This window comes from Devosia sp. (assembly GCF_017307565.1).
Taxonomy (GTDB): Bacteria; Pseudomonadota; Alphaproteobacteria; order Rhizobiales; family Devosiaceae; genus Devosia.
In genome coordinates this window covers 1-18,947 of the sequence record NZ_JAFKHD010000229.1, presented here as the reverse complement: position 1 = coordinate 18,947, position 18,947 = coordinate 1, and the positions used below count along the sequence as shown (strand labels likewise).

Below are 18,947 nucleotides of genomic sequence, written 5' to 3'. Positions count from 1 at the left end.
GGATATTGCCCAGGCCCTGCGCGGTCTTCTGACGAGTAGTCAGGAGCGGCTGCGCCTTGCCAAGCTCGGCCGCCAGAGGATCGGCGGCCCGGGCGCGATGGAGGCAATCGTGGCCGAGATCACAACCCCGGCCACGCAAAAGGCTTAGGCGCCGGCGGTTTCCGGATCGAGCAGGCGGTGCAGGTGGACGATGAAATAGCGCGTCTGCGCACTGTCCACGGTCATCTGGGCCTTCTGCTTCCAGGCAACGAGAGCGGTCGCATAGTTGGGATAGAGACCAACGATATCGACCTTGTCGAGATCGGCAAAGGTGATGCCGTCAATGCTCGAGAGTTCGCCGCCAATCACCAGGTGAAGAAGTTGCTTGTCAGTCTTGCTGTCAGCCATAGCTCAAAGGTCCATTGAGTTGGGAGGGGAGGAGATCTCGGCCTCTGCCAAGGGCTCGGCCGGACAGCCATAGACCTTGACGAGCGCCGCATGGACGAGAGGTTTTAGGCTCATGTCGGAAAGCGCCGCAAGCGCCCCATGGCGCACATCTCGTCTGTTAAATTGTGGGAAGCCGCTGCACACGTCCGCCAGGTCCATTTCGGCTTCCTTGAGGATCACGGCCGCGGCCGCAATATCCCAATCCTGGCTGCCGCGCCGCGCCACCGCGGCGTCGAGCTTGCCCGTCGCCACCTGCAGCAGCCGATAGGCGAGCGAAGGATACATCGGCCCGCGCGTATAGTGGAGCCCACCTTCCTGCAGTTCCTGATGCACCGCGCCCGGCGCCGGGATCAGTGGGGGAGCCCCGGCCCGGCGATGCCGCACCAGTGGCTCACCATTGAGCCGCGCGCCGCCGCCGAGGGAAGCTTCATACATTTCATTGCGCGCCGGCGCATAAACGACACCGGCCACCGGCACGCCTTTTTCCACAACGGCGAGGCAGACCGTCCAGCAGTCTTCCCCGCGCAGGAACGCCCGCGTTCCGTCGATGGGGTCGACAATGAAGACGCGATCGCAATCGAGGCGGCTGGGATTGTCGGCCGTTTCCTCGCTGAGCCAGCCATAATTCGGGCGCGCGCTGAGAAGGCTCGCCGCCAGATAGCGATCGACGATGATATCGGCTTCGCTGACCGGGGAGGCATTACCCTTGGTCCAGCTCTTTATATCGCGCCGAAAATAGCCCGAGGCGATGATGCCCGCGGCCACTGCAGTGGCGCGAAGCAGTTCGAGATCTTCCTCATAGGGCGGTGCAAAGGCTGGCATGGGCGGCTTTTATGCCTCGTACGACTTTTGGACAAGACCCGCACGGCGATGACCCATTCTCGAACGGCGAGGGCCCCGAAATAAGGCAGGGTAAACGAGGTCCCACCCGATTGGGTAAACTGCTCGTTGCACCGTGCAACACCCCGCTAACCACCCGCTGAAGACAAGATAAACTTAACCGAACCCATTAAGGCGGCTGGTAAGGGGACGCGCTAGATTGCCCTCACAAACGGAGCGCAAAAAACAGCTCTCGAAGTTACAGGAAGGCTAGAAAATGGTTCATGGCGTTGCGATGGAAGGATCGTCAGTCGTCCTTGCTTTCGGCAGACCCGCACTGGCGGAACGCCGCTTCGTTGCGGCAAACGACAATGGGCCGCGCGATCCGGTTAAAACCGTGACAGTGCGCAAGCAGCTCGAACAGAGCGGCGTTGCCATCAAGATCAAGGTTCCGGTCACCGAATTCATCGGCGTGGCCGTTGCCACCCGCATTTCCGAAGAAGGCGTGCTCACAAGCGCCATCGAACTCGTCCATCCCGATGGCGAGCTCACCTACAAGGTCTTCGAGGAAGAGGGTAACCAGAACGTCGTCGCCGAGTGGCAGAACTGGGGCAAGAAGCTCCGCCTGCCGCTCTTCATCAAGGCCGGCGACGGCTCCTATCTCCCCTATAGCCAGCAGGTCGATGGCGTGATGGTCGGCCAGACCGCGCCGCGCCGCAAGCTTGCAGCCGACGCCGCCCGCCGCCCTCGCTTCCTCAACCGCAGGAAGCCCGGCGAAGTCGAGGCGAACTAAAAGAATCCCCCTCCAAAGGGCACGTCGATGGGATCAGCTGGTGGTGCGGCTGGTCCCTTTGGCGTTTTTGGCATTGGTTTGATAGTGGGCCCGGCGTTTGCCGATCACCCCCTCCCGTCCCCCCCATCTAGGGGAGGTCTCGTATCGAGTTTGTGGCACAACCCAGCCAAAACCACCGGCCTGCACGGATGGGAGGGGGTGGAGCCCCACGCGCAAACTTCAGGCTACTTCAAATTACCAGGCCCACTCCGCCAGCAGCGCCAGCGTCAGGGCGATCCCCACATAGTGGTTGCTCTTGAACCGGATCAACGGGTTCTCAAAAACCTCAGCGTCGAGCGTATAGACCTGCCAGGCGAGCAACGCCGCCGGCACCAGCATAAGCCCGGTCACGATCAGCCCGCCGCCAGCCGCAAGCGCCGCCATCAGCCAAAAAACCACCGCGCCGACGTAAAGCGCCGTGACCGCCGGCTTCACATTTGTACCAAAAAGCCGCGCCGTCGATTTCACCCCGACCAGCGCATCATCCTCGATATCCTGCAGCGCATAGATCGTGTCATAGCCGATCACCCACAGGATGGTGCCGAGATAGAGCAGCACCGGCGGCCACGACAGCCCGCCCGTTTCGCTGGTCCAGCCGATCAGCGCGCCATAGGAAAAGGCGAGACCGAGGAAAAACTGCGGCCACCAGGTGATCCGTTTCATGAACGGATAAATGGCCACGAGCACGAGCGAAGCCACACCGGCCCAAACCGTAAAGCGGTTGAACTGGAAAAGAATGATGGCCCCAAGCAGCGCCTGGGCGATCAGAAAGGCCAGCGCCTGCTTGGACGTCACCTGCCCCGAAGGTATCGGCCGCAGCCGCGTGCGCGCCACCTTCATGTCGATATCGCGATCGACGATATCGTTGAACGTGCAGCCCGCCCCGCGCATCAGGACGGCACCGATGAACATCAGGATCGCAAAAATCCAGCCGAAGCCGCGCTCGGGAATTTCGACCGCCGCCAGCCCCAAGCCCCAGACACAGGGCCAGAACAGCAGCCAGAAGCCGATCGGTCGGTCCCACCGCGCCAGGCGCGCATAGGGTTTCAGCCAATCGGGCGCATGGCGATCCACCCAATTGTCCTTCTGGGCGTCAGCGACGGGTGCGGAATGAATATCGGACATTCTTTTGGCCTCTCGACAGCCCCCGGACCCTCCCTCGCCCCTTGTGGGAGAGGGACAGATTTTCTGCGTCCAGCAGAAAATCAGGGTGAGGGGTTCTCTCCACGCATACAGCGTTTATGGTGGCGCCCGAAACCCCTCATCCCAACCGAATGCGCACATGCGAATTCGGTGACCCTTGAGGGGCACCTTCTCTCACAAGGGAGAAGGCGGAGCCTTGTTGAATGCCTCGTAGCCACGCCAGCCTGCCCCGCCTTTTTGTCGATGCCGACCTCGCCCAAAGCGGCGACGTCGCTCTCAACAAGGATCAGTCGCTTTATCTCGCCGCCGTGCTGCGCAAGAACGTCGGCGACGAAGTCGTACTGTTCAATGGCCGCGACGGCGCCTGGCTCTGCCGGCTGACCAGCGATTCGAAAAAATCCGTCACGCTTGCCGTCGTCGCAGAAGTCGCCGCCCAGACCGAAAAATCCGATCTCTGGTATGGCTTTGCCCCGCTCAAGAACGAGCGTCTCGATTATGTGATCCAGAAGGCCGTGGAGATGGGCGCCGGCACGATCCAGCCGGTGATGACCCAATATACCCAGGTCCACCGCCTAAAAACGGAACGCCTCCACGCCAATGCCATCGAGGCCGCCGAGCAGTGCGAAGTCCTCTCAGTCCCCACCATTGCCGAGGAAATCACCCTCGACCGGCTGCTCTCCGACTGGCCCACGCAACACGAACACCGCAAGCTGGTCTTTGCCGATGAAGGCGAAGCCTCGTCTTCGCCCCTCGAAGCACTCGCGACCCTCAAGGGACAAAAGATCGGTCTTTTGGTCGGCCCCGAGGGCGGTTTTTCCGATGCCGAGCGCGAAAAACTGCGCTCTCTCCCCTTTGTCGTCCCCATCAGCCTAGGCCCACGGATCCTGCGCGCCGACACTGCGGCCGTCGCGGCAATGGCTGTCATTCAAGCGACCATCGGTGATTGGCGATAAAAGGCGATTGCATTCCGGCTTGCGCTCGCTATGGTGCCGGCCCAATTTAGCCCTCACCGTTTAGACGAGGATCACATGGCCGGCGCCGACACTGCTTCGCCTCTGATTGAATCGCGCGCAGACCTGATCGAAGCAATGCAACGAGGCTCAAAGCCCGCTTCCGAATGGCGAATCGGCACCGAGCACGAGAAGCACGTCTTCCACACCAATCCCCTGCGCCCCGTCACCTATGAGGGCGAGAACGGTGTGCGCGCCCTCCTCGATGGCATCGAGAAGGAAACCGGCTGGCATCCGTTCTACGACGGCGAAAACCCCATCGGCCTGCGCAATAACGAAGTCGCCGGCGGCATTTCGCTCGAGCCCGGTGGCCAGTTCGAACTCTCCGGCGCGCCTATGGAAACTCTCCACGGCACTGCCGCCGAAATGGCCGAGCATATGCGCGTCGCCAAAAAGGTCGCGGCCCCGCTCGACATCCATTTCCTCGGCCTCGGCGTCACCCCGCTCTGGGCGGTCAAGGACATCCCGGCCATGCCCAAGTCGCGTTATGGCATCATGACGCCCTATATGGACAAGGTCGGCACCCTCGGCACCTCGATGATGTACCGTTCGTGCACCGTCCAGACCAATCTCGACTTCTCCAGCGAAGCCGACATGGTCAAGAAGCTGCGCGTCTCGCTGGCGCTGCAGCCCATCGCCACCGCGCTCTTTGCCAATTCGCCCTTCGCCGATGGCCGCGACACCGGCTATCTCAGCTTCCGCAGCCATATCTGGCTCAATACCGACAATGCCCGCACCGGCATGCTGCCCTTCGCCTTCGACGAAGGCTTTGGCTTCGAGCAATATGCCGACCACGCCCTCGACGTGCCGATGTATTTTGTTATTCGCAATGGCGAATACGTGAACGTTGCCGGCGAGAGCTTCCGCGCCTTCCTCAAGGGTGAGCTGCCGCAGCTCCCCGGCGAAAAGCCCACGGTAAAAGACTGGGAAGATCACCTTTCCACCCTATTCCCGGAAGTGCGCCTGAAGCAGTTCCTCGAAATGCGCGGCGCCGATATGGGTGATGAAGCCCATGTCACCGGTCTCTCCGCCTTCTGGACCGGCCTTCTCTATGATGAGGTCTCGCTCGAAGCCGCATGGGAATTGACCCGCAACTGGACGCAGGAAGATCGCGACTATCTGCGCCGCGAAGTCCCGCGCCTCGGCCTTACCACACCCTTTGATCGCTCCAGCATTTTTGATGCTGCCGCCCAGGCCGTCGGCATTGCCGAAGCCGGCCTAGTGCGCCGCAATCGCCTTAACGACAAGGGCCAGGACGAAACCATCCACCTCGCCTGCCTCGAAGAAACGGTGCGCACTGGAAAGTCACAGGCCGGCCGCTGGCTCGACAAATTCCGCAATGAGTGGAACGGCGACGTCACGCCGATCTTCAAAGAAGCCGAGATGTAAGCTTTGAGGCGTACCGAAGGGCAAATCATGCCAGTGGCATGATTTGAGCCGAAAAGGCCATGAGAGCTATGCTCGAATGGCGGTCATCTCCAACACCCCTTGCCCTTCCCGTCACTCTCGTGCATCACGCCCGCAACACGGCATGGAGGCACGAGATGCGGGTTCTGGTCATCGGTTCTGGTGGGCGCGAGCATGCCCTCGCATGGAAAATCGCCCAGTCGCCTCTCCTGACCAAGCTCTTCGTCATGCCCGGCAATGGCGGCACTGAAGCCATTGCTGAAAACCTCTCTGTCGACATTACCGATCATGCGGCAGTGATCGCGGCCGCCAAGGCGCAAAACATCGATTTCGTTGTCGTTGGCCCCGATGCCCAGGTCGTCGCCGGTCTCGGCGATGATATCAGAGGCGCCGGCTTCACCTGCTTCTGCCCCTCCAAGGAAGCCGGCCAGCTTGAAGGCTCGAAGAGCTTTACCAAGGCCCTCTGCGACGAATTCGATATCCCCACCGCCGGCTATGCCCGTTTCGAGGATGAAGCCTCGGCCCTTGCCTACATCTACACCCAGGGCGCGCCCATCGTGATCAAGGCCGATGGCCTCGCCGCCGGCAAGGGCGTCACCGTCGCCATGAGCGTCGAGGAAGCCGAAGAAGCCATCATCGACTGTTTCTCCGGCGCTTTTGGGGAATCCGGCGCGGCTGTCGTCATCGAAGACTTGAAGGCGAGGAAGTCAGCCTTTTCGTCCTCTGCGATGGCGAAACCCTCTTGCCGCTAACTACGGCGCAAGACCACAAGCGCGCCTTCGACGGCGATACCGGCCCCAATACCGGCGGCATGGGCGCCTATTCGCCCGCGCCGGTCATGACCCGCGAACAGTATGAGTTCGCGATGGCCCACATCGTCGAACCCACCGCCCGTGGCCTTGCCAAGCGCGGCACGCCCTATCAGGGCGTTCTCTATGCCGGCCTCATGCTCACCGACCAGGGTCCAAAGCTCGTCGAATACAATGCGCGCTTCGGTGATCCGGAGACGCAGGTGATGATGATGCGCATGGAAAGCGACCTCCTGCCCCTTCTCCACGCCACCGCCACGGGCACTCTTGGAGGTCATGATGTGACCTGGAAAAACGCCTATGCGCTGACTGTGATCATGGCGACAAAGGGTTATCCGGGCGACTACGGCAAGGGCAGCGAGATCCGCGGCGTCGATGGTCTCGACACCACGGATCTGACCGTGTTTCACGCCGGAACGAAGCGCGATGGGAGCCGTTTACTCGCCAATGGTGGGCGCGTGTTGAATGTCACTGCGCTTGGTAATTCGGTGAGAGAGGCACAGGATCGTGCTTATCGAGGCGTTGACGCAGTTGATTGGCCAGAAGGCTTCTGCAGACGAGATATCGGCTGGCGCGAAATCGCCAGGGAGAGCTGAACCTTTCTTCAATCTTGCTGTCCTAAATTCCCTGCGGACTGTCTTCGCGGAGGCGCAACACGAACGCCCGCTGACCCCGCTGCAAAAACGGGGACAGATACTGGTGGACCGGTTGCGCTCCAAGGGAAGGGAGCGAGGCGGAATGAGCACTGTGTCCGGCCCCAAGATCGGCGTCGCCCTGGGCGGCGGTTCCGCGCGCGGCCTCACCCATATCCCCTATATCGAGGCCATGGATGAGCTTGGCCTCAAACCCTCGGTGATCTCGGGCACCTCGATCGGCGCGCTGATCGGCTCGGGCTGGGCCGCCGGCATGACCGGCAAGGAGTTGCGCGAGCATTCCTTCGAAGTGCTGGGCACGCTGCGCACCATTGCCTCAAAGCTCTGGTCGACCCAGATCAAGGGCCTCGGCGGGCTCCTACGAAACGGCATCTCCATGCAGCTCGACGCCATGCACGTGGTCAATGCCTTCACGCCGCCGAACTTTCCCAACAATTTCAGCGACCTGAAAATCCCGCTCTATGTGGTGGCGACCGATTTCCAGTCCTGGCACCAGGTCGTCTTCAATTCCGGTCCCCTGCGCCCCGCCATTGCCGGGTCCATCTCCATGCCGAGCATTTTCAAGCCGATCGTCCATAACAACCACATCCTGGTCGATGGCGCCGTGGTCAATCCGCTCCCGCTGGACCAGGCCGATATCGGCACCGACTTCCTCATCGGCATCGACGTCAACGGCGATCCGTCGCTCGGCATCAACAAGACCGACCATCGGCCGCTCGATATCTGGTTCGGCTCGGCCCAGATCATGATGCATTCGCTGATCGCCCATTCGATGGCCGCCTATCCGCCCGATATCTATATCCGGCCTCATGTCGCCAGTTTCGGGGCCATGGAATTCTGGCGCGTGCGCGAAATCATCAGCCATGTAGAAACGGAAAAAGACCGCTTCAAATATCTGCTGACGCGCAAGATCGAAGACTACATCCAGAACAAGATCGAACCGATCCAGAGCAATCCGCGCTAGCTGCGGAGCTTCTTGAAAAAATCAACCAGCATGGCTTCGGCTCGTGACGCTGAAACGCCACCGACCACTTCTGGCTTGTGGTGGCAGGTCGGCTGCTCGAAAAGCCGCACGCCATTTTCGACCGCCCCGGCCTTGATATCCTCGGCCGCGAAATAAACCCGCCGCAGGCGCGCATGCGCTATGGCCCCGGCACACATGGCGCAGGGTTCGAGCGTCACATAGAGATCGCAGCCATCGAGCCGCCCTGTGCCCCGGGCCTTCAGCGCCTCGCGGATCGCCAGCATTTCCGCATGCGCGGTCGGATCACCCAGCGCCTGCATCTGGTTGCGAGTGGCCGCCAGGACGCGATCGCCTTCCATCACCACCGCGCCCACCGGCGCTTCGCCAAGCGCAGCCGCTTCTTCGGCAAGGCGCAGGGCGAGGTCCATGGGGGCAAGCGATTGGGTCATGGCCGTCGATGTAGCCCGCGGCGGGTGCGTCCGCAAGGATGGGCACAAATGTCATTCCGGGTCGGAAAGCGCCGCGCCCTCACCTATATTGTGGGCAAGGAGAATCGCCTTTGCCCATTCGCCAGCTTCCCGAAGACCTGATCAACCGTATCGCCGCCGGCGAAGTGGTCGAGCGGCCCGCCAGCGTCGTCAAGGAACTGGTCGAGAACTCCATCGATGCCGGCGCGCGCCGCATCACCATTGCCACGGCCGGCGGCGGCATGGATCTCATCCGTATCACCGATGACGGCCATGGCATGGGTCGCGAGGACCTGATGCTCTCGGTCGAGCGCCACGCGACCTCCAAACTCAGCGAAGACGACCTCGACGATATCCGCACGCTCGGTTTTCGTGGCGAGGCCCTGGCCTCCATCGGCTCGGTGTCGCGTCTCTCCGTCGCCTCGCGCCCAGCGGATGCCGAAACCGGCCTTGCGGTCGTGGTCGACAATGGCCGCCGCACCGGCCCCATGCCGCAGGCGATGAACCGCGGCACCGTCATCGAGATGCGCGACCTCTTCGCCCAGGTCCCCGCCCGCCGCAAATTCCTCAAGAGCGTCCGCTCCGAAAGCGCAGCGATCACCGATGTGGTTAAGCGCCTCGCCATGGCCAATCCGGAAATCCACTTCATCCTCGAAGGCTCGGACCGGATGATGTCGAACTGGCCTGCCATCTCGGGCGAAGGCGCGCTTGCCGCCCGGCTCGGCCAGGTCATGGGCGCCGATTTCGTTGAAAACTCGGTAACCCTCGCCACCGCCCGCCACGGCGTCGTCGTCGCCGGCATGGCCGGGCTCCCCACCTATACCCGCGCCAATTCCCTGTCGCAGTTCTACTTCGTCAACGGCCGCTCCGTGCGCGACAAGGTGCTCGTCGGCGCCATTCGCGCCGCCTATGCCGACTATGTCTTTCGCGATCGTTTCCCGGTCGTCGCACTCTATGTCGCCATCGACCCCGCCGAAGTCGACGTCAACGTCCACCCGGCCAAGGCCGAACTGCGCTTCCAGGATCAGGGCGCCATTCGCGGCGCCGTCATCCGCGCCATTGGCATGGCCCTCGCCGCAGCAGGCTTCAAGGCCTCCAACAGTGTCGCCGAAGACATCCTTGGCGCCTTCACGGCCCCTGAAATGACCCCCGCCCCGGAGCCCATCGGCTATACGCCGACCCTCGCCCCGCCGCGCCCCACAAGCTACAGCTACGCGCCGAACACCGCCCCGCTCAACTTCGACCGCTCCCCCGGCCGGTTCAGCGGTTTCACCGAGCCGAGCGCCCGTGTGGAAGCCGTGCCGGAAGCGCCCGAGATCGTCGACTATCCCCTCGGCACCGCCCGCGCCCAGATGTTCGACAACTACATCATCGCCCAGAACGACACCGGCCTCCTGCTGGTCGACCAGCACGCCGCCCATGAACGCCTCGTCTATGAGCGCTTCAAGGCCCAGCTCGCCTCTGGCCCGGTCGCAAGCCAGGCCCAGTTGATCCCTATCGTCATCGAGCTACCCGAAGAAGATTGCACCCTCCTCGAAGAAGCGGCACCGGAACTCGAAAAATTCGGCCTCTATCTCGACCGCTTCGGCCCGCGCGCCGTCGCCGTGCGCGAGACTCCGGCCCTTCTCGGCAATAGCGATGTCCACGGCCTCGTCCGCGACCTAGCGGATGGCCTTGCCGAATGGGAAAGCGCCGCCGCGCTAACCGACCGGATGGAAGCCATCATCGGCCGCATGGCCTGCCACGGCTCCGTCCGCTCCGGCCGGCGCCTGCGCGTCGACGAAATGAACGCCCTCCTCCGCGACATGGAAGCCACGCCCCATTCCGGCCAGTGCATCCACGGCCGCCCCACCTATGTCGAACTGAAAAAGGGCGACATCGAGCGCCTCTTCGGGAGAAGCCGATGACCTCTGGTATCCACCACGTCACCCTCATTACTGGCGACGTGCAGGCCAACGTCGATTTCTATGTCGGCTTTCTCGGCCTGCGCTTGGTCAAGCGCACCGGCGGGTATGAAGACGCGCGCCAGCTGCATCTCTTTTACGGCGACTACGCCGCGTCCCCTGGCTCGCTGATCACCTTCCTCGTCTGGCAGGGCGGCTCATCGGGCCAGGCCGGTGCCGGCCAGGTCAGCGAACTCTCTCTTGCCATCCCCCAGGGCTCGATCGGCTATTGGCTCGAACGCGCCCTGACCCATCAAGTCAAGGTTGAAGGCACCGCCCAGGAATTCGGCGAAACCGTTCTCCGTCTCCGCGATCCCGATGGCGTGGTCCTTAAACTCGTCAGCGCCAACCTGCCCGCGCTGACCATGCCCGAAACCGACATTCCCGCCGAACACGGCGTCACCCTCCTCTCGGAGGTGCAGGAAGAAACCACAGCCTTCCTCACCCGCAATTTCGGCTTCCGCACCGGCTCCGTCGAAGGTCCGATCCAGCGCCTCGTCTCCGACGTCGGCGATGTCCTTGATATCAGAGACGCCGCCGGCTTCTGGTCTGGAGCGCCCGGCACCGGTACCGCCGACCACGTCGCCGTCCGCGCGAAAGATGAAGCCGAAGTCGAAGCCGTCGAACGCGAACTGCGAAAGCTCAATTCGAGCCTGACCAATCTCCACGACCGCCAATATTTCACCTCGCTCTATGTGCGCGAGCCCGGCAATGTTCTTATCGAGATGGCGAGCGACGGCCCCGGCTTCACACTCGACGAGACACTGGAAAAGCTCGGCCACACCCTGTTCATGCCGCCCGACACGCCCGACCCGGAAGCGATGAAGGTCATGCTGCCCCAGTTCGGTCTGCCGGGCGAAGAGCGCGTCGTCTATCGCGATCTCATCTACAAGCACCGCTTCTTCACGCCTGAAAACCCCGATGGCACCACCATCGCCCTCCTCCACGGCACCGGCGGCAATGAAACCGACCTGATGCCGCTAGCCCACAGCGCCGCCCCCAACGCGACGCTCCTGGGCATGCGCGGCCGCAGCTCCGAAAGCGGCGTGCAGCGCTGGTTCCGCAGTTTTGGCCCGTCGATCTTCGACCAGAAGGACATCCGCTTCGAATCCGGCGCTCTCGAAGCCTTCTTCGGCGAGATCAACACCGCCTATCGCCCGGACCCGGAAAAGCTCGTCGCCCTCGGCTATTCCAACGGCGCCAACCTTCTCGCGGCCGCCGTGCTCCTGCGCCCCGGCTTCGTCCACCGCGCCGTGTTGATCCGCCCCGCCATGGTCCTCGATGAGGTGCCGCAGACCGATCTCAGCGGCACCAGCATCCTCATCCTCCTCGGCGAAACCGACGCCTTCCGCGGCCAGGGTGAAAAACTGGCCGAGGCGCTGCGCACCAATGGCGCCACGGTCACCGTTCGCGTCCTCACCGCCGGCCACGAGCTTGGCAAAGAGGACGCGCAGGCCATCACGGATTGGCTTGCTTCCTAGGCGGCCTTGGGCCCGACATAGCGCGACTGCGGGCGGATCAGCCGTCCGCCTTCGATCTGCTCATGGGCATGGGCGAGCCAACCGCTGACGCGGCCGGCAGCGAAGACGCCGGTAAAAGCCTCGCGCGGAAAGCCCAGAGCCTCGAGCAGCAGGGCGGTGAAGAATTCCACATTGGTTTCGAGCGGCCGATCGGGCTTTTTCGCCTTGAGCTGCGCCAACGCCTCGCGCTCGACCGCTTCGGCCAGTTCCAGCCGCTGCGCGTCGATCTCGCCTGCCGCGCCCAGCCGCGCCAGCGCTGCCTTCAGCGCATCCGCGCGCGGATCGCGCACGCGGTAGATCCGGTGGCCAAAGCCCATGAGCCGTTCGCCATGCGCAAGTGCATTGGCGATCCAGCCATGTGCCTCGTCCGGCGTGCCAACAGCGTCGAGCATGTCGAGCACCGGCCCCGGCGCCCCACCATGCAGCGGTCCTTTCAACGCCCCGAGCGCCGCCAGCATGGCCGAGGTATAGCCGGCCCGCGTCGAGGCCACGACCCGCGCCGCAAAGGTGGACGCATTGAGCCCGTGGTCGGACACCGTCACGAGATAAGTATCGAGCGCCAGAACCTCCGCCTTACTGGGCGCACGCCCCTTGAGCATGGTCAACATATCGGCGGCGTGCCCAGACGATGGATCGGGCGCAATTGCCGCCAATCCCGCCCGGCGCCGCACCAGTGCGGGCACGAACACGGCCGGCGCCGCGGCCAGCAGCAAAGCCGTATCGGCGTCTTCGCCATCATGCAGCCGCGCCATCAGCGCGCGCAGACCCTCGGTTATCGAGAGCCCGAGAATGGCATCGTCGAGCCAGGCCACCTCGGCAAAAGCCCGCAGCCGTGCGGCGCCAAGCCTTGTGGCCAGCGCCGAACCGGTCGGCAGCATGTCGCCAGCCAGCAGCGCCAGCACGTCCTCGAACGAACGGTTGCCGGCCAGCTCATCCAGCGTATGGCCGCTGATCACCAGCCTGCCGTTGAGGCCATCCACTTCGGACAACCTCGTTTCCGCGGCAATGACGTCATCCAGTCCAGACATGTTGCGTCTCCTTCGTCTTTACCGCTAGATTGGCCACATCAAGATTGACGTCAATCTTGATGCAATTGATCAATATGAGGCGCCATGAGCTGGATATCTGCGGAAGCTGCGCTTGCCCTCCTCGGCACCAAGCCGCAGACGCTCTATGCCAATGTCAGCCGCGGCCGCATTGCCGCCCGGCCCGATCCCGAAGATCCGCGCCGCAGCCTCTATCGGCAGGACGATGTGGAGCGGCTTGCAAGCAAGCAAAGAGGCCGACGCCCCGCGACGACGGTGGCCGCCGAAAGCATCGCCTGGGGCGAGCCGGTCCTGCCGACGGCCATTTCCACTGTTGAGAGTGGCCATTTCTACGTTCGTGGCAAGGATGTGACGGAGCTGGCAAAAACGGCAACGCTGGAAGACATGGCCGCGCTCCTCTGGAGCACAACCGCGCCAATTGCTTTCGATACCATGACCACGTCAGGCAGCGATTCCGGCCTCATCGCCAGTTATCGCCAGGTCGCAGAGCTCGCCGCCACGCAGATGCCGCCCATCGGAAGGGCTCGCAGCGTGCTGATCAAGGATGCAACGCTGGTGGTTTCGCTGATCGCCTCGGCCATCACCGGCGTGCGCAGCGGCCCCATTCACGAGCGCCTCGCTGCGCAGTGGCAGCGCCCCGAAGCCGCCAATGCCCTGCGCTGCGCCCTGGTGCTTCTCTCCGAGCACGAGCTCAATGCCTCGACCTTCGCCGCCCGCGTCACCGCCTCCACTGGCGCCCCGCTTGCAGCGGCGGTGCTTGCCGGCCTTGCCGCGCTGTCCGGTCCCCTCCACGGCACGGCAAGCCTGAGCATGGGTGCGTTGATCCGCGATGCCAAACGCTATGGCGTCGAACAGGCCGTTTCGAGCCTCTTGCGACAGGGCCGCCCCCTGCCCTGTTTCGGCCATCGGCTCTATCCCGATCACGACGTCCGCGCGCCTGCACTCTTCGCCACCTTTGCGGTGCCAAAGCTCTTCGCGGAACTGGCGGAAGTGGGAGAAAACCTCAGCGGAGAAAAGCCGAATATCGACTTCGCGCTCTGCGCGCTCGTCGCCGCACATGACCTGCCCCACGATGCGCCGCTACAGATCTTTGCGCTGGCCCGTTGCGTCGGCTGGCTGGCCCATGCGCTGGAGCAAATAGAAACGGGCGCGCTGATCAGGCCGCGCGCCCGTTATGTCGGCGTATCGCCTAGTTGAAAACGCTGGCCCCGCGATCCGCCACGCCCACAAGGCTGCGGAAACCGGCAAAGAGTTCGCGGCCCATACCATGGTGCGAGGGACGCAGGTCTTCGCTCGCCGGGGTACGCGAGAAGAATTCCTTCTCGTCGCCGAGGAAGGTCAGCGTGCCTTCGTTCGCATCGAGCCGGATCATGTCGCCATCGCGAATCTTGCTGATCGGACCGCCATCATTGGCTTCCGGGGTCATGTGAATGGCCGCCGGCACCTTGCCTGAAGCGCCCGACATGCGACCGTCGGTCAGCAGCGCCACCTTGAAGCCGCGATCCTGCATGATGCCGAGCGAGGGTGTCAGCTTGTGCAGCTCGGGCATGCCGATGGCCTTGGGGCCGGAGAAGCGCACGACGGCAATCATGTCGCCGGTCAGTTCGCCCGCCTTGAACGCTGCCTGCAGACCATCCTGACTGTGGAAAACGCGCGCGGGCGCCTCCACCACACGATGCTCGGGCTTCACCGCCGAAACCTTGATCACCGAACGACCGAGATTGCCGGTGAGCAGTTTCAGCCCGCCCGTCGTCTGGAACGGTGCCTTAGTGCTGGTGAGCACTTTCGGCAGCGCGCTTTCGGCCGGGGCGGGCTCGAAGGCGAGCTTGTCTTCGATCAGCTTGGCTTCCACCGTGTAATTGTGCAGCCCATTGCCCCAGACGGTTTTGACGTCGTCATGGAGATAGCCGTCGTCGAGCAGTTCGCGCATGAGAAAACCCATGCCGCCGGCTGCGTGGAAGTGGTTCACGTCGGCAACCCCATTGGGATAGACGCGCGCCAGCAACGGGGTCGCGTCCGACAGATCGCTCATGTCGTCCCAGGTCACCTGCAGGCCTGCGGCAGCAGCCATGGCGATCAAATGCATGGTGTGGTTGGTCGAACCGCCCGTGGCATGAAGACCAACGAGACCGTTCACAAAGGCCTTCTCGTCCATGATGTGGCCGATCGGGGTATAGTCATTGCCCTGCGCGGTCAGCGAGAGCGCGCGCTTGGTCGCCTCGCGGGTCAGCGCATCGCGCAGCGGCGTGCCCGGATTGACGAAGCTCGCGCCCGGCAAGTGCAGGCCCATGATCTCCATGAGCATCTGGTTCGAGTTTGCGGTCCCGTAGAAGGTGCAGGTACCAGCCGAATGGTAGGACTTGCTTTCGGCTTCAAGCAGTTCCGCACGACCAACCTTGCCCTCGGCATAGAGCTGGCGAACCTTGCTCTTTTCGTCGTTGGGCAGGCCCGAGGGCATGGGCCCGGCGGGAATGAACACGGCCGGCAGGTGACCAAAGCTCAGCGCCCCGATGACGAGGCCGGGCACGATCTTGTCGCAGATGCCCAGATAAACGGCTGCGTCGAACATGTTGTGCGAAAGCGCAATGGCCGTCGCCATGGCGATGACGTCGCGCGAGAACAGCGACAAGTCCATGCCCGGCATACCCTGGGTGACGCCATCGCACATGGCCGGCACACCGCCCGCCACCTGCGCCGTCGCGCCGATTTCGCGCGCCGCTTCTTTGATGATGTCGGGATAGAACTGATAGGGCTGATGGGCACTCAGCATGTCATTGTAGCTGGTGACGATGCCGAGATTGAGCGTCTTGTTGCCGGCCAGGGCCGCCTTTTCGGAAGGCGTACAGGCGGCAAAACCATGCGCGAGATTGCCGCAGGAGAGGGTCGATCGATAAACGCCGGCCTCGCGGGCGGCATCGAGCCGATTGAGATAGTCGCGGCGCGTGTCGCGGCTGCGCGCCGCAATACGGTCGGTCACGTCCTGGATGGCCTGGCGGACGGTCATGGTCTTACGCTCCTATAGGGCAAGGGCGCGCCAAAGGGGGGCCGCTGGCACGGAAATCCTTGCATCGATGACTGGTGTGCGTTCAACGGCCAGGGCGGTCGATTGGGGACCGCCCCAGGAGTCTTACGGGCACCAGTAAATGGCTAGCGGCGCCTCAGAACGCAGCACGGCGCGGATGGGCATGTCCTCGACGGGACCATCGCCCAGCGCCTTGTCCAGCACCGCGGCTTTCTCGTCGCCTTCGATGTGGAGGTAGAGGCCGTCGGTCTCGAGGAGACGCGGCAGGGTAAAGGTGATACGCGGCTCACCGGCGCCGGGGGCGTGGATCGCCAGCGTCGGGCCCTGGCCCTTCAGCGCTTCCTCGAGCGTATCGCCACCGGGGAAGAACGAAGCCGTGTGTCCGTCATTGCCCATGCCGAGGATCACCGCAGCAAAGGGCTTGGGCAGGGTCGAAACCAGTGCATTGGTCTTGGCAACCTGATCGGCCGTCGGCTCTTCGCCGCCCGAATAGAGCGGGAAGAAACGCGCCACGGCCGCCGGGCCCTGCAGCATCTTTTCGTTGACCAGTAGAGCATTGGAACGATCGCTGGTCTCGTCGACCCAGCGCTCGTCCACCAGCGTCACCACGACCTTGGACCAGTCGATGTCCTTGGTCTTGCCCAGCGCCGCAAAAAACTTGCCCGGCGTCGAGCCACCGCTCACCGCAATCGCCGCTTCGCCGCGTTCGGTGATGGCGTTGCGAATGCGGTCGGCTACGGCCTCGGCCAATTCCTTGGCGAGGGTCGGCTTGTCTGCAAAGCTGCGGCGATTGATGGTCACGAGAGCGATCCTTCATACCAGGAGCGGCCATCGCGCTCGATGAGCGCAACGGCGCCGCTCGGGCCCCAGGTGCCGGCAGTGTAGCTCTGCGGCGGTTCGGTCGAACGGTCCCAGGCCTCGCGGATCGGGTCAACCCACGCCCAGGCCGCTTCGAGTTCGTCGCGACGCATGAAGAGGGTCTGGCTGCCGCGCACCACGTCCATGAGCAGGCGCTCATAGGCTTCCGGGGTGCGCTCGTTGAAGGCCTCGGCAAAGGTCAGGTTGAGTGCCACGTCGCGCAGGCGCATGCCGCCCGGGCCGGGGTCCTTGTTCATCATCATCAGCTTGACGCCTTCATTGGGCTGCAGGCGGATGATGAGCTTGTTCGGCTTCGGCGCGCCTTCGGCATGGTCGAAGATCGAGTGCGGAATGGGCTTGAACTGGATGCAGATTTCCGAGACGCGCTCGGCCATGCGCTTGCCGGTGCGCAGGTAGAACGGCACGCCGGACCAGCGCCAGTTTTCGATTTCCGCCTTGAGCGCCACAAAAGTCTCGGTGCGGCTGCCCTTCTTTTCCTCGGGCAGCTCGTCCTGATAGCCGGCGACCGACACGGTTTCCGACTTCACGCCGCGATACTGGCCGCGCACTGTGGTCTTGGCCACATCGCCATTGGTGATGCGACGCAGGGCACGCAGAACCTTGAGCTTTTCGTCGCGCAGCGCATTGGCATCGTCCGATGCCGGCGGCTCCATCGCCACAAGGCAGAGCAGCTGCAGCATGTGGTTCTGGATCATGTCGCGCAGGGCGCCGCTCTCGTCGTAGTAGCCGCGGGTACCAGCACCCACGCTTTCGGCCACGGTCAGCTGCACGTGGTCGATATGGGCCGAGTTCCAGACGGGCTCGAAGAGCGTATTGGCAAAGCGCAGGGCGAGCAGGTTCTGCACCGTCTCTTTGCCCAGATAATGGTCGATGCGGTAGACCTGATCTTCCTGGAAGATCTTGGACACGCCGTCATTGATCGCCTTGGACGAGTTCAGGTCGTGCCCGAGCGGCTTTTCGATCACGACGCGGGCGTCGCGGCGATAGAGCTTCTTCTTGTGGAGGTATTCGGCGATGGGCTCGAAGAGATCGGGCGCCACCGCGAGATAGAAGGCGCGCACGATCTTGGGATCCGTGCGCAGCGCCGCGCCGAGATCGCCGGAGTCCTCGGGCTTGCTGGCATCAACCGGCACATAGGTGATGATGTTGACGAAGCGGTCGATCACCGCCTGATCCTGATATTCCTTCTCGACGAATTGCGCGATGGCTTCGCGCGCCGTCTTTTGGAAATCGGCTTCGGAGAGCTTGGAGCGCGAGGCGCCGATGATGCGGCTGGTCTCGTCGAACTGGCCGTCCTTGAAACGGTGATAAAGCGCAGGAATGAGCTTGCGCTTGGTCAGGTCACCAGTGGCGCCGAACACCACATAGTCGAAGGCGGGAACGGGAATGATGCGGCTGGACACGAGGCGTAGTCCCTAGTTCGAGGCGAAATTTTGCTTGGCGAGGATGATGGCGCCATGCAGGGGTTCGTATTGCGGCAGAGCGACGAAATTGCCGTAGCGCTCGGTGAGCCGCGGGAAAAGGCGCTGCCCAAGACCACCGACAATGGCCATCACCTCGGCGCCGTGGCTTTTGAACCAGCGCACATAGGTGTCGATATAGCCCATCTGCACGTCGAGCAGTTTCAGCGCCACCGGGTCGTTCTGTTCGAGATAGTCGAACCAGAGCGGCATGAGCTTGCCATATTCGCCGGGTGCCCGGCCAATCAAGGCGTCGTCACAGCCCTCGGCACCATCATCGCTCAAAAGCTTGAGGTCCATGGCCGTCGCGAAGGACCAGGTCATGATGCCCTGGTTGTCGCCGCCAAGCGCTGCAGCCACCGCCTTGGTCAGCAGCGAGCCCTCGACGAGACCGTCTTCGGCTTCGACCGTATAGCGCGCCAGTTCGCGGCCAAGAATGGCGCCCGACATCTGGTCGCCGATGTGAAAACCCCAGCCGCCGGCCTGGTAGCGCGTGCCACCAACGATCGACATGGCCGCAGAACCGGTGCCGATGATGACGACGCCT

Annotated in this window: 15 protein-coding genes and 2 pseudogenes; 8 read left to right on the top strand and 9 right to left on the bottom strand. The window is 63.2% G+C overall.

Translation table 11 applies throughout. The features are described 5' to 3' along the window. Positions 1-144: 144 nt before the first annotated feature. Both J0I64_RS07560 and J0I64_RS07555 read right to left on the bottom strand, forming a co-directional pair. Complete coding sequence (locus tag J0I64_RS07560) at positions 145-387, bottom strand: DUF4170 domain-containing protein (protein WP_291406985.1); 243 nt, start codon at positions 385-387, stop codon at positions 145-147. A 3-nt stretch (positions 388-390) separates the two neighbouring features. Then, entirely contained in the window at positions 391-1,248 is an 858-nt protein-coding gene (locus J0I64_RS07555; RefSeq protein WP_291406984.1) for a 3'(2'),5'-bisphosphate nucleotidase CysQ, read from the bottom strand. A gap of 274 nt (positions 1,249-1,522) precedes the next feature. Here J0I64_RS07555 and J0I64_RS07550 point away from each other — a divergent pair, with 274 nt between their 5' ends. After that, on the top strand, positions 1,523-2,038 hold the full coding sequence (locus J0I64_RS07550) for a DUF6101 family protein (protein WP_291406983.1): 516 nt from the start codon (positions 1,523-1,525) through the stop codon (positions 2,036-2,038). Between the two features lie 234 nt (positions 2,039-2,272). Here the strand turns inward: J0I64_RS07550 and ubiA are convergent, their stop codons facing one another. After that, positions 2,273-3,202, bottom strand: coding sequence for a 4-hydroxybenzoate octaprenyltransferase (gene ubiA, locus J0I64_RS07545; protein ID WP_291406982.1), 930 nt, complete (start codon positions 3,200-3,202; stop codon positions 2,273-2,275). 221 nt (positions 3,203-3,423) lie between these two features. Between ubiA and J0I64_RS07540 the strand changes: the two genes are divergently transcribed. From J0I64_RS07540 to J0I64_RS07525, 4 genes and pseudogenes are all read left to right on the top strand, one after another. Continuing rightward, the gene (locus J0I64_RS07540; RefSeq protein ID WP_291406981.1) at positions 3,424-4,173 is read left to right on the top strand and encodes a 16S rRNA (uracil(1498)-N(3))-methyltransferase; all 750 of its coding nucleotides are present in this window, start codon (positions 3,424-3,426) and stop codon (positions 4,171-4,173) included. 75 nt (positions 4,174-4,248) lie between these two features. Continuing rightward, positions 4,249-5,619 carry a glutamate--cysteine ligase gene (locus J0I64_RS07535; protein ID WP_291406980.1) on the top strand — a complete coding sequence of 457 codons (1,371 nt, stop codon included), beginning with the start codon at positions 4,249-4,251 and terminating at the stop codon, positions 5,617-5,619. Positions 5,620-5,774: 155 nt separating this feature from the next. Beyond that, positions 5,775-7,042: pseudogene (gene purD, locus J0I64_RS07530) on the top strand (phosphoribosylamine--glycine ligase). Positions 7,043-7,184: 142 nt separating this feature from the next. Continuing rightward, entirely contained in the window at positions 7,185-8,063 is an 879-nt protein-coding gene (locus tag J0I64_RS07525; protein ID WP_291406979.1) for a patatin-like phospholipase family protein, read from the top strand. On the opposite strand, the gene J0I64_RS07520 is transcribed toward J0I64_RS07525, so the two are convergent. Further along, positions 8,060-8,512 (bottom strand): nucleoside deaminase, encoded by a 453-nt coding sequence (locus tag J0I64_RS07520; protein WP_291406978.1) that lies wholly within the window; start codon positions 8,510-8,512, stop codon positions 8,060-8,062. The two genes, J0I64_RS07525 and J0I64_RS07520, sit on opposite strands and share 4 nt — an antisense overlap. A gap of 110 nt (positions 8,513-8,622) precedes the next feature. On the opposite strand from J0I64_RS07520, the gene mutL reads away from it, so the two are divergent. Both mutL and J0I64_RS07510 read left to right on the top strand, forming a co-directional pair. Next, positions 8,623-10,437, top strand: a complete 1,815-nt coding sequence (mutL, locus tag J0I64_RS07515; RefSeq protein ID WP_291406977.1) for a DNA mismatch repair endonuclease MutL — start codon at positions 8,623-8,625, stop codon at positions 10,435-10,437. Continuing rightward, positions 10,434-11,954: a VOC family protein gene (locus J0I64_RS07510; protein ID WP_291406976.1), complete on the top strand. Its 1,521-nt coding sequence runs from the start codon at positions 10,434-10,436 to the stop codon at positions 11,952-11,954. The genes mutL and J0I64_RS07510 overlap by 4 nt, the downstream gene beginning before the upstream one ends. On the opposite strand, the gene J0I64_RS07505 is transcribed toward J0I64_RS07510, so the two are convergent. Beyond that, on the bottom strand, positions 11,951-13,021 hold the full coding sequence (locus J0I64_RS07505; protein WP_291406975.1) for a citrate synthase: 1,071 nt from the start codon (positions 13,019-13,021) through the stop codon (positions 11,951-11,953). The genes J0I64_RS07510 and J0I64_RS07505 overlap by 4 nt on opposite strands. An 84-nt stretch (positions 13,022-13,105) precedes the next feature. Here J0I64_RS07505 and J0I64_RS07500 point away from each other — a divergent pair, with 84 nt between their 5' ends. Then, entirely contained in the window at positions 13,106-14,236 is a 1,131-nt protein-coding gene (locus tag J0I64_RS07500) for a citrate synthase (RefSeq protein ID WP_291406974.1), read from the top strand. Here the strand turns inward: J0I64_RS07500 and edd are convergent. The 4 genes and pseudogenes from edd to J0I64_RS07480 all read right to left on the bottom strand — a co-directional run. Continuing rightward, entirely contained in the window at positions 14,229-16,043 is a 1,815-nt protein-coding gene (edd, locus tag J0I64_RS07495; protein ID WP_291406973.1) for a phosphogluconate dehydratase, read from the bottom strand. The two genes, J0I64_RS07500 and edd, sit on opposite strands and share 8 nt — an antisense overlap. A 123-nt stretch (positions 16,044-16,166) precedes the next feature. Next, positions 16,167-16,862, bottom strand: a complete 696-nt coding sequence (gene pgl, locus J0I64_RS07490) for a 6-phosphogluconolactonase (protein WP_291406972.1) — start codon at positions 16,860-16,862, stop codon at positions 16,167-16,169. Beyond that, entirely contained in the window at positions 16,859-18,343 is a 1,485-nt protein-coding gene (gene zwf / locus J0I64_RS07485; RefSeq protein ID WP_291406971.1) for a glucose-6-phosphate dehydrogenase, read from the bottom strand. The genes pgl and zwf overlap by 4 nt, the downstream gene beginning before the upstream one ends. Positions 18,344-18,355: 12 nt before the next feature. Then, a pseudogene (locus tag J0I64_RS07480) lies at positions 18,356-18,947 on the bottom strand (hypothetical protein); the annotation flags it as partial.

What these genes read in the sequence shown, in the direction of transcription:
- J0I64_RS07560 (WP_291406985.1), bottom strand. Translation starts at nt 387, where the DNA reads ATGGCTGACAGCAAGACTGACAAGCAACTTCTTCACCTGGTGATTGGC.
- J0I64_RS07555 (WP_291406984.1), bottom strand. Translation starts at nt 1,248, where the DNA reads ATGCCAGCCTTTGCACCGCCCTATGAGGAAGATCTCGAACTGCTTCGC.
- J0I64_RS07550 (WP_291406983.1), top strand. Translation starts at nt 1,523, where the DNA reads ATGGTTCATGGCGTTGCGATGGAAGGATCGTCAGTCGTCCTTGCTTTC.
- ubiA (WP_291406982.1), bottom strand. Translation starts at nt 3,202, where the DNA reads ATGTCCGATATTCATTCCGCACCCGTCGCTGACGCCCAGAAGGACAAT.
- J0I64_RS07540 (WP_291406981.1), top strand. Translation starts at nt 3,424, where the DNA reads ATGCCTCGTAGCCACGCCAGCCTGCCCCGCCTTTTTGTCGATGCCGAC.
- J0I64_RS07535 (WP_291406980.1), top strand. Translation starts at nt 4,249, where the DNA reads ATGGCCGGCGCCGACACTGCTTCGCCTCTGATTGAATCGCGCGCAGAC.
- J0I64_RS07525 (WP_291406979.1), top strand. Translation starts at nt 7,185, where the DNA reads ATGAGCACTGTGTCCGGCCCCAAGATCGGCGTCGCCCTGGGCGGCGGT.
- J0I64_RS07520 (WP_291406978.1), bottom strand. Translation starts at nt 8,512, where the DNA reads ATGACCCAATCGCTTGCCCCCATGGACCTCGCCCTGCGCCTTGCCGAA.
- J0I64_RS07510 (WP_291406976.1), top strand. Translation starts at nt 10,434, where the DNA reads ATGACCTCTGGTATCCACCACGTCACCCTCATTACTGGCGACGTGCAG.
- J0I64_RS07505 (WP_291406975.1), bottom strand. Translation starts at nt 13,021, where the DNA reads ATGTCTGGACTGGATGACGTCATTGCCGCGGAAACGAGGTTGTCCGAA.
- J0I64_RS07500 (WP_291406974.1), top strand. Translation starts at nt 13,106, where the DNA reads ATGAGCTGGATATCTGCGGAAGCTGCGCTTGCCCTCCTCGGCACCAAG.
- edd (WP_291406973.1), bottom strand. Translation starts at nt 16,043, where the DNA reads ATGACCGTCCGCCAGGCCATCCAGGACGTGACCGACCGTATTGCGGCG.